Source organism: Paracoccus seriniphilus, from assembly GCF_028553745.1.
In the GTDB taxonomy this organism is placed as follows: Bacteria; Pseudomonadota; Alphaproteobacteria; order Rhodobacterales; family Rhodobacteraceae; genus Paracoccus; species Paracoccus seriniphilus.
In genome coordinates, this window is the sequence record NZ_CP067129.1 from 353471 (window position 1) to 369147 (window position 15677).

The window sequence follows — 15677 nt, forward strand, 5'->3', positions numbered from 1 at the left end:
CGCGGCGCCAGACAGGAGATGGGCTTATGAGCAAGAGTTTGAAGCGCGTTCGCGCGGCACTGGAGGCTTCGGGCGAGGCGGTCGAAATCCTCGAGATGCCGGGCTCGACCCGCACCGCCGCCGAAGCCGCCGAGGCGGCGGGATGCCTGGTGGATCAGATCGCCAAGTCGATCATCTTTCGAGGCATTCAGAGTGACGAGATCTTCCTGTTCTTGACCGCCGGTGGCAACCGTGTGGACCCGGAAAGGGCCGCAGGCGTCGCGGGACAGTCATTGGGCAAGGCGGATGCGGCGTTGATCCGTGCCGAAACCGGCTTTGCCATTGGCGGTGTAGCGCCAGTCGGCCATTTGAAACCGGTGCAATGCTATTTCGATCCGCGCCTGTCGGATTTCGATCAGATATGGGCGGCGGCAGGCACGCCGCGCCACATCTTTGCCATTGCCCCGCAAGACCTGCTGAGGGTGACCGGGGCCGAGATCGCGGATTTTACCGGCTAGGCCTGACGCCCCCTTGCAGGGCGCAGCAGGCGGCGCACCAACGGGCTGTTCCTGTCGCGCATGGCCTCGATGACATCGAAATGATGGCGACCCGGATCGATGACCAGTTCCGTTTCCGCGCCCAGACCGGCCCAGATATCCGCCAGGATGCGCGACTGGCGAATGAACTCGGGCCGCTCGGCGCCGCCAACCCATGGCGTCACCGGAATATCCATGCGCGGGCACAGAAGGGCGGGGCTTTCGCGCTGCGCCTCTTCGGCGTCGATATTCAGGGTATCGTTCATGCCGGTGCGCATCAACGGGCGCAGATCCGTCAGAGCCGAGATCGGAACACAGGACGAGACGCGCGCGGCAATCTCATCTGGCAGGGTGCCGTCATTGCAGATCATGCGTGCTGCCAGGTGCCCGCCCGCCGAATGGCCGGTCAACGCGATGGGACCGTCGACGATTTCCGCAGCCCTGACGATATCGGCGGCGATCTCGACCGTCATTTCGGTGATCCGCGCCCTGGGAGCCAGCGTATAGGCGGGAAACAGCACGGCCCAGCCTGCGGCAAGGGGACCGGCCGCGAAATGTGACCAGAAGGAGGGGTCGAACTTCATCCAGTAGCCGCCATGAATGAAGACGGCGAGTCCGGCCACATCCCCGTCGGGCAGGAACAGGTCACTGCGGTCCATTTGACGCGGGGGATGCGCGGAACGAAATGCGGCGGCCTGTTCCTGCCAGCGCGGCGGATATTGGGCGGCATCGGGAATATGCGCGCCATTGGCATAGGCATCGTCCCAATCGGTGACTTTGTAGAACATGAACTTCTCCTCTTTCGCGCAGCAGAACCCGCAGCTAGCTTTCGGTCAAGGGAGATGGAATGATGACCGATTTCAGCAAGACACGGCAGGCTTTCGACCTGCCTGATGGGGTTACCTATCTGGACGGCAATTCGCTGGGACCGATGCCTGTCGGAGCGGCGCAGCGGGTGGCGCGCATGATGACCGAGGAATGGTCTCAGATGCTGATCACGGGCTGGAACAAGGCCGGTTGGTATACGCAGCCCCGGCGGGTCGCGGACCGGATTGCCCGGCTTGTCGGGGCCGGACCCGGGCAGGTGGTGATGGGCGACACCCTGTCGATCAAGGTGTTTCAGGCTGTCAGCGCCGCGCGCGCCCTGCGCCCCGACCGGCGGGTGATCCTGTCGGATCGCGGGAATTTCCCTTCGGATCTTTACGTGGCGCAGGGGCTTGCGCGGGCGGTCGATGCGGAATTGCGCGTGGTCGAACCCGAAGAGGTCGAGGCCGCGATCACCAAGGATATCGCCGTGCTGATGATCACCGAGGTGGATTACCGCACCGGCCGTCGCCACGACATGAAGGCCCTGACCCGAAAAGCCCATGAGATGGGCGCCCTGACGGTCTGGGATCTGGCGCATTCGGCGGGGGCAGTGGATGTCGCCTTGCTGGATGCGGATGCGGATTTCGCGGTGGGCTGCACTTATAAATATCTGAATGGCGGCCCCGGTTCACCGGCCTTTATCTGGACCCATCCCCGCCATGCCGATGCGGCACAACCGATTCTTCAGGGCTGGATGGGGCATCGCGCGCCATTTGACTTCGATCTGGCATATCAGCCTGCCGCGGGCATCGAGCGGATGCGCGTCGGCACACCGCCGGTCATCGCGCTGACGGCGCTGGATGCCGCGCTGGATGTCTGGGACGATGTGTCCCTGACGGATCTGCGCGCGCGCTCGATCGAACTGACACAGGCCTTCATTGCCGGGGTCGAGGCCAACTGTCCCGAGGTGGTTCTGCATTCACCGCGCGACCCGCAGCAGCGCGGGTCCCAGGTCGGGTTCCGTCATCCCCAAGCCTATGCGGTGATGCAGGCATTGATCGACCAGAAGATCATCGGTGACTTTCGCGCTCCGGATGTGCTGCGATTTGGCTTTGCGCCGCTTTACAATGGCTTGGACGATGTTGCGCGCGCCGTGGATGGCCTGACACGAATCTTGCGCGATCGCCTGTGGGATCGTGAAGATTATATGCAACGCGCTGATGTGACGTAGGGTCACAAGGCTTTCATATCGATACTTTCTGGCTCAGAAGTCTTTTACCGGGGAGTATTCGACATGATGGCATTTCGTATTGTTGCAACAGGTCTGGCTCTGCTCTGTGCTAGCCCGCTTCATGCAGACGACGAGGCGATCCGGGTAGAGATTGCCAAGGCGTCGCTGGAGCCGTTGCGCCTGCAGCTTGAACTCTCGGGCACCATCGAGGCGCTGGATACGATCGAGCTGAGCTTTCGTCAAAGCGGGCGCGTCACCGATGTGCTGGTCGAAGAAGGAGACCGGATCACCGCCGGACAGGTTCTGGCACGGCTTGATTCCGTGCAGCAGGATCAGGCGCTGAAAGTGGCCCAGGCCAGCCTGGAAGCCGCGCTGGCATCTCAGGCGCAGACGCAGCAGGCCTATGACCGGGCAATTGCCATGCTGGCACGCGGCGTCGGGACGCGCGCCGCCCGTGACAGCGCCGAAGAGGCCTATTCGGAGGCAACCGGTGCCGTTCAGCGCGCCGAAAGTGCCGTTGATCAGGCCCGGCGTGCGGTCGAGGACACCGTGCTGGTCGCACCGGAAGACGCCGTCGTGACCATGCGCGACATCGCCCCCGGCCAGATCGTCGCGGCTGCGCAGACTGCGTTGACACTGGCGACCCTGGACGGGCTGGAGGCGGTGTTCATGGCCCCCGATCAGCCCGAATTGCGCAATGCCATGGGGCAGGAGGTCATGCTCAGGACCATTGATATCGACCGCGCCGAGATGGTCGGTCATGTCACCGAAATCGCCCCGCTGGTGGACCCGGATACCGGGACCGTCACCGTCAAGGCTCGGATCGCGGGCCTGTTCCAGAATACGAATTTGCTGGGCTCGGCAGTGCGTGGTCGCATGTATGTCACCCGAGAGGAGGGGATTGCGATTCCCTGGACCGCCCTGATGCGCAGCGGGGACCATCCCGCCGTCTGGGTGGTGGATGGGCAGAACCGGGTTCATCTGACGCCGGTGACCATCCAGCATTTTTCGAATGGAACGGTGTTCCTGTCTGATGGCCTGAGCGAAGGGCAGAGCGTTGTCGCCGGCGGGTCACAGCTCATGTATCCCGGCCGAAGGGTCCAGAGCATGGAGGATGACCGTTGAAGCTGCGCGAACTGCTTTGCATTGTGGTGGCTGGTCTTGGGCTGGCCGCGCCCGCCTCGGCGCTGTCCCTGCCATCCTGGCTGACTGGACATGAAGAGGCCGTCGCCGAGATGAAACCGCGTCCGGTGGTGACGGAAATCCTGCAGGATACCGATGAGGATACCCGCTGGGTGCCCGGCATCATCGCGTCGAAGACCCAGGTGGACATGGCCTTCCAGACGCTTGGCCGCATGGTCGAGCGCAAGGTTGATCTGGGGGCGCGCGTGACCAAGGGGCAGGTGCTGGCCGAGCTAGCGATCGAGGATCTTCAGGCCAATACCCGTGCAGCCCAGGCGGCGCTGGATTCGGCGAAGGTGCAGTTGAGCACCGCGCGCAGCACGCTGGAACGGACCGAGGCGCTGGTTGCTCGCAACGTGGCCTCGGATGCGCAGTTGGAGCAGGCGCAACGTGCCGCCGCCTCTGCCGCCGCCGCCGTCGCGCAGGCGGAATCGGAACTGATACAGGCCAAGGATGCGGAAGGATTTGCCACCATGACGGCCCCGTTTTCCGGTGTCGTCAGCGCAGTTTACGAGGCAGCAGGCGCCGTGGTCGGGGCAGGGGCGCCGGTGTTGCAATTGTCGGCCGAGGATCAGCGCGAGGTGGTCATAGACCTGCCCGAGACAGCCTTGGCCGGACTTCCGGACGATGTGGCCTTCACCGTATGGCAGCGCAATGATCCCGACCACCGGGTGCCTGCCGTTCTGGACCGGATTGACCCGATGGCCGATACCGCCACCCGGACGCGGCGCCTGTATCTGTCCCTGCCTGCGGATACGACATTCCGCCTGGGGGCCCTGGTCCGCGCACGGCTGGGCACTGAAACGGCACCGGTACTGACCGTGGCCTCCGAGGCGGTCGTGCATCACGATGACCGCAGCTTCGTCTGGTGTGTGCTGCGCGAGGGCGACAGCGCCTATGTCACGGCGGTTGATGTCACTCCTGGTCCGGAAATACAGGGGCGCGTCGTGGTCACATCGGGACTGAAGGCTGGCGACGAGGTTGTGATCAGGGGCGTCAATTCCTTGCATGAAGGTCAGCCTGTCGGGCGGAGGGTCAAACCGTGAAGAAATTCAATCTGTCTGACTGGGCCCTGAAACATCGCAGTTTCGTCTGGTTCCTGCTGATCGTCTCGATGATCGCAGGGGCGATCAGCTATGCCAATCTGGGACGCGAAGAAGACCCGAATTTCACCATCAAGGTCATGGTCATCGGCGCGGCCTTGCCGGGGGCGACGGTTGAAGAGACGCTCAAGCAGGTCACGACCCGCATCGAGACCAAGCTGGAGGAACTGGACGAGCTGGATTTCACCCGCTCGGTGACTTCGGCAGGGCAATCGATCGTCTATGTCGAATTGCTGCCGACCACGCGCAGCGCCGATGTGCCGGAAATCTGGAAGCGCGTGCGGCACATGATGTCGGATATTGAGCCCGATTTTCCTCAGGAGTTTGCCGGTTTTCAGTTTAACGACGATTTCGGTGATGTCTTCGGAAACATCTATGCCTTTACCGCGGATGGTTTCACCCCGCGCGAATTGCGCGACCGTGTCGATGCGATTCGCAAACGGGTCGCCGCACTGGATGCGGCGGGGAAAACCGTCCTGCTTGGTGAGCAGGAAGAGGAAATCCATCTGGAGTTTTCGGCCGAACGGCTTGCGGCCCTTGGTCTCAGCCAGCAGCAGGTCATGGCGACATTGGCCACCCAGAACGCCATCTCGCCATCCGGGGTCATCCAGTCCGGCCCCGAGCGGGTGCTGATCCGCGTCGGCGGGCAGTTCAGCGATGCCTCGGCCCTTGAGGCCGTCAATCTGCGCGTGGGCGAACGGTTCTTCAATCTGACCGATGTGGCCTCGGTCCGGCGCGGCTACAAGGATCCGCCGGATTCGCTGTTTCGCTATAATGGCAAGCCGGCCATCGGCCTGCAGATCGGCATGCGGGAGGGCGAGAACATCCTGCAGTTCGGCGCGGAACTGGATGCGCTGATGGAGGAGGTCGCCGCCGATCTGCCGGTGGGGATCGAAATGGCCAAGATCGCCGATCAGCCACATGTGGTGGATCACGCCGTGGGCCATTTCGTGCAGGCCCTGGCCGAGGCCGTCATCATCGTCCTGCTTGTCAGCTTCATCAGCCTTGGGGTGCGCGCGGGCTTTGTCGTGACCCTGACCATTCCGCTGGTTCTTGCGATCACATTTGTGATTCTGGACGTCTATGGCATTACGCTGCAGCGGATTTCGCTGGGGGCGCTGATCATCGCATTGGGATTGCTGGTGGATGATGCCATGATCGCGATCGAAACGATGATCTCGCGGCTGGAGCTTGGCGAGACGCTGGAAAATGCCGCAAGCTACGCCTGGACCTCGATTGCATTTCCGATGCTGACCGGGACATTGGTGACTGTGGCGGGCTTCATTCCCATCGGGCTGAACAGCTCCGCCGCGGGCGAATTCACCTTTTCGCTGTTCGTCGTCATCGCCGTGTCGCTGTTGATCTCGTGGATCGTGGCGGTGCTGTTCGCACCTTTGCTGGGTGTGACCTTCCTGTCGTCCAGAATGGCCCATCACGAGCACAAGGCCGGTTGGCTGCGGCGGCGCTTTCACGGGCTTCTGCTTTGGGCGATGGACTTCAAATGGACGACAATCGGCGTCACATTGCTGCTGTTCGCGATTGCGGTTTTCGGCATGCGTTTCGTCGAACAGCAGTTCTTTCCGACCTCGGACCGGACCGAGGTCATCATTGACGTCAACGAACGTCAGAACGCCTCCATTGCCAAGACCCGCGCGGATATGGATCGGCTTGAGGCCTATCTTGCGAATGACGACGATGTGCTCTTCTGGTCCTCATATGTCGGCAGCGGCGCGCCGCGCTTCGTGCTGTCGATGGATGTCCCGACACCGGGGGTGCATATGGGGCAAATCATCATTCAGACCCCGGATCTGGCCGCACGTGACCGGATCAAGGCGCGTTTGAACGAGCTGGCCGATACGGAATTCGCCGGAGTCGATCTGTATGTGAAGAATCTCGAGATCGGCCCCCCCGTCGGCAAGCCGGTTCAGTATCGAGTCAGCGCCCCCGATGCCGATGCGGCACGCGATGCGGCATCCGGATTGGCGGCGGTTCTGGCGACCGAGCCGCGGCTGAGCGACATATCCCTGGATTGGAATGAACCGGCGCGGGTTGTCCGGCTGGATGTCGATCAGGATCAGGCCCGGCAGTTGGGGGTATCAAGCGCGGATATCGCCGACTCGCTCTCGGTGCTGTTCTCGGGCAAGACGGTCACGCAGCTGCGCGATGACATCTATCTGATCGATGTCATCGCGCGTGGTGCGGATACCGACAGGGAATCTCTGGACTCGATCCGCAATCTGCAATTGCCCATGGGCGACGGGCAGAGCATCCCGCTGACAGCGCTGGTTGGTTTGCATTACGACACCGAACAGCCCCTTATCCTGCAACGCGACGGCCTGCCGACGGTGACCGTCAAGGCCGCCATAGCCGGCAAGGATCAGCCCGCGACGCTGGTCAGCGCGCTGGCCGATCGGGTCGCCGAATATGCCGCGTCCCTGCCTCCTTCTGTGCATGTCGAGGTCGGCGGAACCGTGGAAAGCTCGGCTGACAGTCAGGCGCCTATCGCGGCAGTGGTCCCCGTCATGCTGCTGATCATGGCGGTTCTGGTGATGGCACAGATGCAAAGCTTCCGCCTGTCGCTGATCGTCTTTGCCGCCGCACCTCTTGGACTGATCGGCGTGGTGGCGGTGCTGGTCCCCTTCGGCGTTCCGATGGGCTTTGTCGCGATCCTCGGGATCCTGGCGCTGATCGGGATACTGATCCGCAATTCGGTCATTCTGGTTCATGAAATCGAGGTATTGCTGGAAAAAGGCCGCAGCAAATGGGATGCGGTGTTCGAGGCCTCGGACAGTCGTGCTCGTCCGATTCTGCTGACGGCAGCGGCCGCGTCACTGGCGCTGATCCCGATTTCGCGGCAGGTGTTCTGGGGGCCAATGGCATTCGCCATGATGGGGGGGATCATCGCCGGGACGCTGATCACGCTTGTCTTCGTGCCTGCGCTCTATTGTGCGGTGTTCAACGTGCACCGCCCTTCGAAAGATAGGCGGCCGCAGCGTGCGGTCACATAACGGTCAGGGTCCGGGCCATCCGTAGCTCTGGTCTGCGGCGCCGCCCGTGTGCAACCGTTCCGGTGGTGACAGGCTTGGCGGCACCGCCATCGCGGGACGCAATCTCCCACGCAAAGCCAGCTTTGCGCGGGAACCCGGATGAAACAGCCGGGGGCTGTTAAGACATTTGGGGCGCGCGCCTAGCCGGTCGCGCTTCGTTGAGGCAGCACCCAATCCGGACGGGGGAAATGGCATGTATAGCCATTGGGCAGGCGCTGCAGGTAGTCCTGATGTTCCGGTTCGGCTTCCCAGAAGTCGCCAACGGGTTCGACCTCGGTGACCACACGGCCCGGCCAGCGGCCCGAGGCTTCGACATCCGCGATGGTGTCCAGCGCGATCCGATGCTGGGTTTCATCCGTGTAATAGATGGCCGAGCGATAGCTTTTCCCGACATCATTGCCCTGCCGATCGCGTGTCGTCGGGTCATGGATCTGGAAAAAGAACTCCAGAAGTCGCCGGTAGCTGATCCTGTCCGGGTCAAAGCTGATTTCGATGCCTTCGGCATGGGTGCCGTGATTGCGATAGGTGGCATGGGGCACATCGCCACCTGTATAGCCGACACGCGTCGAGATCACGCCGGGAAGACGGCGGATCAGGTCCTGCATGCCCCAGAAACATCCGCCGGCAAGAACTGCCCGTTCCGTCATGTCAGGACTCCTCGACCTGGTTCAGATAGGCTCCATAGCCTTCGGCTTCCATGCGATCCCTGGGCACAAAGCGTAGTGAAGCCGAGTTGATGCAATAACGCAGGCCACCTGCCTCTGGCGGACCATCGGGAAACACATGCCCAAGGTGGCTGTCGCCATGTTTCGAGCGCACCTCGACACGCGTCATGCCATGCGACCGATCTTGATGCTCGGTGATCATGTCGTCGATCGGTTTGGTAAAGGCGGGCCAGCCGCAGCCGGAATTGTATTTCGCCGACGAGGCAAAGAGCGGCTCTCCAGAGACGACATCAACATAGATTCCGGGCTCGAAATGATGGTCGTATTCGCCCGTGAAGGCGCGCTCCGTGCCGTTTTCCTGCGTGACGCGATATTGTTCCGGGGTCAGGCGGGCGATGGCCTCCTGAGATTTCCGATAGGGCATGTCTGCCTCCGCAAGTCAGTTCCTGTTCGCATCCTTATATGGGGATGCGGCAGGAACAACCAAAGGTCAGGCCAGCAATGACTCTCTGGCCTGTTGATACTCTTGTGCCAGACGGTCGATTCTTGCGCTGACGGGCAGGATCTCGTGGATGGCACCAATTCCCTGTCCGGCGCCGTAAATCTGGCTCCAGGCCTTGGGCTTCCCCGAGGCGTCACTGAAATTCATCGAGGACGCCTCGGCGCTGTCCAGATTGTCGGGGTCCAGCCCGGCATTGCGGATCGAGGGGGCGAGATAATTTCCGGAAACCCCGGTGAACTGCGAGGATGTGACGATATCCATCGCGCCACTGTCGCAGATCATCTGCTTGTAGGCCGGGTCGGCATTGGCCTCTTCTGTGGCGATGAAGGGGCTGCCGATATAGGCCAGATCGGCGCCCATGGCCTGGGCGGCCAGAACCGCGCGACCGGTTGCAATGGCTCCCGACAGCAGAAGCGGGCCATCGAACCAGTCGCGGATTTCCTGGATCAGCGCAAAGGGCGATTGCGCGCCGGCGTGGCCGCCCGCGCCTGCAGCCACCGCAATCAGCCCATCCGCGCCCTTGTCGATGGCCTTGCGGGCAAATTTGTTGTTGATGACATCATGCAGGGCGATGCCGCCACAATCATGTGCGGCCTCATTGACCTCGGGGCGGGCTCCAAGCGAGGTGATCCAGATCGGCACCCTGTGGCGGTGGCAGATCTCGATATCGCGCTGCAGGCGCGCATTGCTGCGATGCACGATCTGGTTGACCGCGAAGGGGGCGGCGGGCTGATCGGGATTGGCCTGATTGTGCCGGTCCAGTTCTTCCGAGATGCGCGTCAGCCAGATGTCCAGCAGCGGCGTATCGCCCCTGTCCTCGCGGGCATTGAGTGCGGGAAAGCTGCCGACGATCCCGGCCTTGCATTGGGCGATGACCAGTTCCGGGCCCGAGACAATGAACATCGGTGCGGCAACGACCGGGATCCGCAGCCTTTGCAGGACAGGTGGCAACATGAGTTTCTCCCCTCTGGTTCGAGGCGAGGATGGCGCGAGATCCGGTCATGGACAATGGGTAACGCGGCGACAGATGCGCGCTCACGCATGTGGGCGGGCATGGGGCAGGGAAAAACCCCGGCCACAAGGGCCGGGGTCCGTCATGTCAGTGCAGCGGAACGTCAGGCTTGGGGCCTTCGCCGACCGCGCCCAGCTTGGGCCCGGCGGTGCCGACATGGTTGCCGACCACCAGACCGGCATCCGACGCCGTCACATGCACGGTTTGACCGTCCAGCACCTCGCCGCCCAGCAGCATTTCTGCCAGCGGATCTTGCAAGGCGCGCTGGATGACGCGTTTCAGCGGGCGGGCACCGAAGACCGGATCATAGCCCTGATCGGCCAGCCATTTGCGTGCATCCGCATCCAACTCCAGCGAGATCTTGCGGCTTGCCAGTCGCTGTTCCAGCTGCAGAAGCTGGATATCGACAATGCCGTCCATATTCGCACGCGTCAGGCGGCGGAAAATGATGATCTCATCCAGCCGGTTCAGGAATTCGGGCCGGAAATGGGCCCGGACCGCCTCCATCACCTGATGGCGTGCTTCGCTTGAATCGGCCTCTTCCGGCAGCGTCGACAGCGCCTGCGAGCCCAGATTCGAGGTCAGGATGATCAACGTCTGCTTGAAGTCGACCGTCCGGCCCTGTCCATCTGTCAACTGCCCGTCATCCAGAACCTGCAACAACACGTTGAAGACATCGGGATGGGCCTTTTCGACCTCGTCAAAGAGGATCACCTGATAGGGCCGGCGCCGCACGGCTTCGGTCAGTACGCCGCCTTCGTCATAGCCGACATATCCCGGAGGGGCACCGATCAGCCGGGCGACCGAGTGCTTCTCCATGAATTCGGACATGTCGATGCGGACCATGGCCTGATCGTCGTCGAACATGTATTCGGCCAGCGATTTGGTCAGCTCGGTCTTGCCGACGCCGGTCGGGCCAAGGAACAGGAAACTGCCAAGCGGGCGTTTTTCGTCGTTCAGCCCTGCGCGAGCACGGCGCACGGCATTGCTGACCGCAGTGACGGCCTCTTGCTGGCCGATGACGCGCTTGCCGATTTCCTGCTCCATCTTCAGCAGCTTGTCACGCTCGCCCTCCAGCATCTTGCTGGTTGGAATGCCGGTCCAGCGCTCGACGACCTCGGCGATCTGTTCGGGGCGGACCGCCTCTTCGACCATCAGCCCGTCGCTGTCGACCTCGTCAGTCTGTGCCAGTTTCTTTTCCAGGTCGGGGATGATGCCATAGGACAGTTCCCCGGCGCGGGTCAGATTGCCCTCGCGCTTGGCCTGATCCAGTTCGGCGCGGGCACGATCAAGCTGTTCCTTGAGGTTGCGTGAACCTTCCAGCTTGTCGCGTTCGGCCTGCCAGCGGGCGGTCATCTCGGCGCTGCGTTCCTGCAGTTCCGACAGATCCTTTTCCAGTTGCTCGAGCCGGTCCTTGCTGGCGGCGTCATCCTCTTTCTTCAGGGCTTCGGCCTCGATCTGCATTTGCAGGATTTGACGGTCCAGCTGATCCAGTTCCTCGGGTTTGCTGTCGACCTCCATGCGCAGGCGGCTGGCGGCCTCGTCAACCAGGTCGATCGCCTTGTCGGGCAGGAAGCGGTCCGTGATGTAGCGGTGGGACAGTTGCGCAGCCGCGACAAGCGCTGCATCGCTGATACGAACGCCGTGATGCAATTCGTATTTTTCCTTGATGCCGCGCAGAATGCTGATCGTGTCCTCGACGGTCGGTTCCGCGATCATGACCGGCTGGAAACGACGGGCCAGAGCCGCATCCTTTTCGATATACTTGCGGTATTCATCCAGCGTGGTGGCGCCGATGCAGTGCAACTCGCCCCGCGCAAGGGCGGGTTTGATCAGGTTGGCCGCATCCATGGCGCCATCGGTCTTGCCCGCACCGACAAGGGTGTGCAACTCGTCGATGAACAGGATGATCTCGCCTGCCGCATCCTCGATTTCCTTGAGGATTGCCTTCAGCCGTTCCTCGAATTCGCCGCGATATTTCGATCCGGCAATCAGTGCGCCCATATCCAGCGCCATCAGCTTCTTGTCGCGCAGGCTTTCGGGAACGTCGCCGTCGATGATCCGCAGCGCCAGACCTTCGGCAATGGCGGTTTTCCCCACGCCGGGTTCACCGATCAGCACCGGGTTGTTCTTGGTGCGGCGCGACAGCACCTGCATGGCGCGGCGGATTTCCTCGTCGCGGCCAATGATCGGGTCGATCTTGCCCTGCTCGGCGGCCTCGGTCAGGTCGCGGGCGTATTTGGACAGGGCCTCATAGCTGTCTTCGGCACTGGCGGAATCGGCGGTGCGACCCTTGCGCAGGTCGTTGATGGCGCTGTTCAGGTTCTGGGCGGTGACCGCTCCGGCTTCCAGGGCATCCTTGGCATTGGTCTTGACCATCGCCAACGCCATCAGCACGCGCTCGGCGGGAACAAAGCTGTCACCGGCCTTGGTCGCGATCTTCGTGGCTTCGTCCAGAACCCGCACCATCGAGGTGTCGACATAGACCTGACCATCCCCACCTGAAACCTTGGGCAGCTTGGCCACGGCCAGATCGACCGCCTGCTTGACGCGCGCGGCATCCCCGCCCGAACGGTTGATCAGATTGGATGCAAGCCCCTGCTCGTCATCCATCATTGCTTTCAGAAGGTGCTCGGGAACGACTCGCTGGTTTTCTTCGCGAATCGCGATCGTTTGTGCAGCCTGCAGAAACCCGCGCGACCGCTCCGTGAACTTTTCCATGTCCATCGGCAAATCTCCTTTTCACTAGCCCCCGCATCGCGAACGCCCTGTTGCGGCACGTTCCCTTCCGGGTCTTTATATACGAAATGGGGCAGTTCAGGGGTGTTTCAAGGCCATATGCGGCGATCTGCCGCTGTTTCCGGGCATGCAGCCCTTGATCCTGACCGGGCCTTTTTTTGCTTCGCGCGGCATGCAATACAGCCGCCGGAACATGACCTCGGAGGCAAGCATGGACGACAGACTGATCGTGGCACTGGATGTGCCCAACGCATTGGCCGGGCTGGAGCTTGCGCGCAAGCTGGGCGACGAGGTCGGTTTCTACAAGATCGGGCTGGGCATGCTGACCGGGGGCGGTCTGGCGCTTGCGAACGAGCTGAAGCAGGAGCATGGCAAGCGCATCTTTCTGGACATGAAGCTGTTCGATATCGGCGCCACGGTCGAGGCTGCAGTGCGCGGACTGGCGCAATATGATCTCGATTTCCTGACCGTGCATGGCGATCCCCACGTCGTGCGCGCCGCGAAACAGGGTGCGGCGGGCAGCAATCTGAAGATTCTCGGGGTGACGATCCTGACATCGCTGGAACGCGCAGATCTGGATGACGGGCTGATGCAGGCAGGTGATCTGCATGAACTGACCGTTGAACGGGCCTCGCGGGCCTTCGAGGCCGGAGCCGACGGAATCATCTGTTCACCTCGCGAAGCCGCTGCGATTCGCGCCTTGCCCAATGCCGGGCTTATCGTGACGCCCGGCGTGCGTCCGGCAGGGGCGGCTCTGGGCGATCAGAAGCGGGTGGAAACACCGGCCAGCGCGATTCGCGCAGGTGCCGATCATATCGTGGTGGGCCGTCCGGTCTGGCAGGCAGAGGATCCGCAGGGCGCGGCGCGCGCCATTCTGTCAGAGTTGCCCTGAATTCTTCAAGGGCCGGCGAGGGGGCGGGACTCTGCAGCGGGATTTTCTATTCCGCTGCGATTCCAGTCGCATGGCCGGCATCGTCAATGCCCAATGAGGCCAGCCCGCTCACGACGCGCGACATGCGCATGGCGAACTGGTCGAAATCCGGGCGCGGCGCGATATCGACCTCGTCCATGTAGAGCGAGCGGTCGATTTCCAGCTGCACCACGTGGATGTTCTTTCCCGGTCGTCCGTATGCGGTGCAGATATAGGCGCCCGAGAAGGGCGAATTGCGTCGAATCGTCCAGCCTTCGGCCGCGATCGCATCACAGACCGCATTCGAAATGCGCGCCGAGGCTGACAGCCCGTGACGGTTGCCCAGAACCATGTCGGGGCGGCGTCCCTGCAAATGTGTCAGCGCATCATGGGGCATGGAATGCATGTCAATCAGGATCGCCTGACCGAAACGGGCGCGGGCTTCACCGATCAGCGCCGTCAGCGCCTGATGATAGGGACGCCAATAGGCATTGATTCGGCGTTCGGCCTCTTCCCGTGACATCGGGCTGTCGTGAATCGCGCGGCCCTTCGAGACGACTCGGGGAATCACGCCCAGACCGGCCAGCGTTCTTTGATTCAGCGGATGACGCGGCACGTCGCGCACCAGCACCGGATCGATTTCGTCGCTGCCACGGTTCAGGTCGACGATGCAGCGCGGCACCCGGGTGGTCAGGGAAACCGCCCCTGCGACCGGTGCATCCTTGATCAGATGATCCACGAAAGCGTCTTCGGATGAGCGCAGAATCTTCATCGGAAGCCGCGTTTCCCTTTGAAACCATTCGGGATAATCGCGTCCCGAATGCGGAGACGCGAAGATGACGCCGCTTTTCCAGCGGTCGGGGCGGATGATCTGAATTGGCAAGTCAGGCGAAGTCAAAAGCGGGACCCAGGCGAGCTCAGGATAATCTTTTATAGTCATAAAGATTGTTGTGCGGATAGGTCTTGAAACCTCTGAATGACGTCTGTATAGACACGCGGACCGACGGGGTTTCACCGTTGCTTTCCCTACGGAAGGCGCAGCGAAACACCAAAGGCAAGGGCGGTTAGCTCAGCGGTAGAGCACTACGTTGACATCGTAGTGGCCACTGGTTCGATCCCAGTACCGCCCACCATTTATTTCGCCGCCCCCGGCTTCGGCGTCGGGGGTATTCGTTTTCCAGGCGGCTGCGATGCGCCGCGACGATGGAGAAGACCGATGAAGGTTCGCAACTCGCTCCGCTCGCTCAAGAGCCGGCACCGCGACTGCCAAGTCGTGCGCCGCAAGGGCCGCATTTATGTGATCAACAAGACCAACCGTCGTTTCAAGGCTCGTCAGGGCTGATGTGACGTCGCGATCACTGCGAAAACGAAACGACCCGCCTTCTTGGCGGGTTTTTTCATGGATGATAGCCCGATGATCACCCGCAGACATGAGGACGGCGATCAGAGATCCTCGGCGGTCTTTTCGGACTGTCTGACCTATCGCTATGCGCTGACGCGCGAATGGGGCAGTGGCAGGCGCATTGCCTTCGTGATGCTGAATCCCTCGACTGCGGATGAACAGCGCAATGACCCGACCATCGAGCGTTGCGAGCGCCGCGCCCGACGGCTTGGCTTTGGCGCCATGCGAATCGTCAATCTCTTCGCCTATCGGGCCACCGATCCGCGCGATCTCAAGCGGGCTGCGGCGCCGGTCGGCGCGCTGAACGACCGGATGCTGGTCGAGGCCGCGCAATGGGCCGACCAGGTCCTTTGCGCCTGGGGTGTGCATGGAAACCACATGGCGCGGGATCGTGCGGTCCTGCCGCTGTTGCGAGAGAATACGACCGAGCTGTTCCACCTGGGGCTGACGCAGGCGGGCCTGCCGCGACACCCGCTTTATGTCAGCTATGCCACCGTCCTGATCCCGTGGCGTTAACCTTTTATTAAGAAACGGTTTAGCTGGCGGCCTTTGACGCAGCTAT

Annotated in this window: 14 protein-coding genes and 1 tRNA gene; 9 read left to right on the forward strand and 6 right to left on the reverse strand. The window is 62.2% G+C overall.

Features of this window, described 5'->3' with window-relative positions; all coding sequences use genetic code 11:
• The first annotated feature begins 26 nt into the window (after window positions 1-26).
• Entirely contained in the window at window positions 27-497 is a 471-nt protein-coding gene (locus JHW44_RS01670; RefSeq protein WP_089343858.1) for a YbaK/EbsC family protein, read from the forward strand.
• Here JHW44_RS01670 and JHW44_RS01675 read toward each other — a convergent pair.
• Window positions 494-1303 carry an alpha/beta hydrolase gene (locus JHW44_RS01675; protein ID WP_089343857.1) on the reverse strand — a complete coding sequence of 270 codons (810 nt, stop codon included), beginning with the start codon at window positions 1301-1303 and terminating at the stop codon, window positions 494-496. The two genes, JHW44_RS01670 and JHW44_RS01675, sit on opposite strands and share 4 nt — an antisense overlap.
• A 62-nt stretch (window positions 1304-1365) precedes the next feature.
• Here JHW44_RS01675 and kynU point away from each other — a divergent pair, with 62 nt between their 5' ends.
• From kynU to JHW44_RS01695, 4 genes are all read left to right on the forward strand, one after another.
• Complete coding sequence (kynU, locus tag JHW44_RS01680) at window positions 1366-2553, forward strand: kynureninase (protein ID WP_089343947.1); 1188 nt, start codon at window positions 1366-1368, stop codon at window positions 2551-2553.
• Between the two features lie 63 nt (window positions 2554-2616).
• A complete protein-coding gene (locus JHW44_RS01685) occupies window positions 2617-3678 on the forward strand; it encodes an efflux RND transporter periplasmic adaptor subunit (RefSeq protein WP_089343856.1) in 1062 nt (353 codons plus the stop codon).
• Window positions 3675-4781 (forward strand): efflux RND transporter periplasmic adaptor subunit, encoded by a 1107-nt coding sequence (locus JHW44_RS01690; protein ID WP_089343855.1) that lies wholly within the window; start codon window positions 3675-3677, stop codon window positions 4779-4781. Before JHW44_RS01685 ends, JHW44_RS01690 begins: the two co-directional genes overlap by 4 nt.
• Entirely contained in the window at window positions 4778-7846 is a 3069-nt protein-coding gene (locus tag JHW44_RS01695; RefSeq protein WP_089343854.1) for an efflux RND transporter permease subunit, read from the forward strand. Before JHW44_RS01690 ends, JHW44_RS01695 begins: the two co-directional genes overlap by 4 nt.
• A 179-nt stretch (window positions 7847-8025) precedes the next feature.
• Here the strand turns inward: JHW44_RS01695 and msrA are convergent, their stop codons facing one another.
• The 4 genes from msrA to clpB form a co-directional block, all read right to left on the reverse strand.
• Entirely contained in the window at window positions 8026-8532 is a 507-nt protein-coding gene (gene msrA, locus JHW44_RS01700) for a peptide-methionine (S)-S-oxide reductase MsrA (protein WP_089343853.1), read from the reverse strand.
• Between the two features lies 1 nt (window position 8533).
• Window positions 8534-8974 carry a peptide-methionine (R)-S-oxide reductase MsrB gene (gene msrB, locus JHW44_RS01705; RefSeq protein ID WP_089343852.1) on the reverse strand — a complete coding sequence of 147 codons (441 nt, stop codon included), beginning with the start codon at window positions 8972-8974 and terminating at the stop codon, window positions 8534-8536.
• Between the two features lie 66 nt (window positions 8975-9040).
• Window positions 9041-10006, reverse strand: a complete 966-nt coding sequence (locus JHW44_RS01710; RefSeq protein ID WP_089343851.1) for an NAD(P)H-dependent flavin oxidoreductase — start codon at window positions 10004-10006, stop codon at window positions 9041-9043.
• A gap of 145 nt (window positions 10007-10151) precedes the next feature.
• The gene (clpB, locus tag JHW44_RS01715; RefSeq protein ID WP_089343850.1) at window positions 10152-12791 is read right to left on the reverse strand and encodes an ATP-dependent chaperone ClpB; all 2640 of its coding nucleotides are present in this window, start codon (window positions 12789-12791) and stop codon (window positions 10152-10154) included.
• A gap of 223 nt (window positions 12792-13014) precedes the next feature.
• Here clpB and pyrF point away from each other — a divergent pair, with 223 nt between their 5' ends.
• The gene (gene pyrF / locus JHW44_RS01720; RefSeq protein WP_179217673.1) at window positions 13015-13695 is read left to right on the forward strand and encodes an orotidine-5'-phosphate decarboxylase; all 681 of its coding nucleotides are present in this window, start codon (window positions 13015-13017) and stop codon (window positions 13693-13695) included.
• Between the two features lie 46 nt (window positions 13696-13741).
• Here pyrF and JHW44_RS01725 read toward each other — a convergent pair whose 3' ends face one another.
• On the reverse strand, window positions 13742-14653 hold the full coding sequence (locus tag JHW44_RS01725) for an N-formylglutamate amidohydrolase (protein ID WP_089343849.1): 912 nt from the start codon (window positions 14651-14653) through the stop codon (window positions 13742-13744).
• A gap of 118 nt (window positions 14654-14771) precedes the next feature.
• Here JHW44_RS01725 and JHW44_RS01730 point away from each other — a divergent pair.
• The 3 genes from JHW44_RS01730 to JHW44_RS01740 all read left to right on the forward strand — a co-directional run bounded on the left by JHW44_RS01730 (window position 14772) and on the right by JHW44_RS01740 (window position 15631).
• Window positions 14772-14846 (forward strand) — tRNA-Val (locus JHW44_RS01730).
• A gap of 83 nt (window positions 14847-14929) precedes the next feature.
• Window positions 14930-15055: a type B 50S ribosomal protein L36 gene (gene ykgO, locus JHW44_RS01735; protein WP_042245282.1), complete on the forward strand. Its 126-nt coding sequence runs from the start codon at window positions 14930-14932 to the stop codon at window positions 15053-15055.
• A gap of 72 nt (window positions 15056-15127) precedes the next feature.
• Window positions 15128-15631, forward strand: coding sequence for a DUF1643 domain-containing protein (locus JHW44_RS01740; RefSeq protein WP_089343848.1), 504 nt, complete (start codon window positions 15128-15130; stop codon window positions 15629-15631).
• The last annotated feature ends 46 nt before the right edge of the window (window positions 15632-15677 follow it).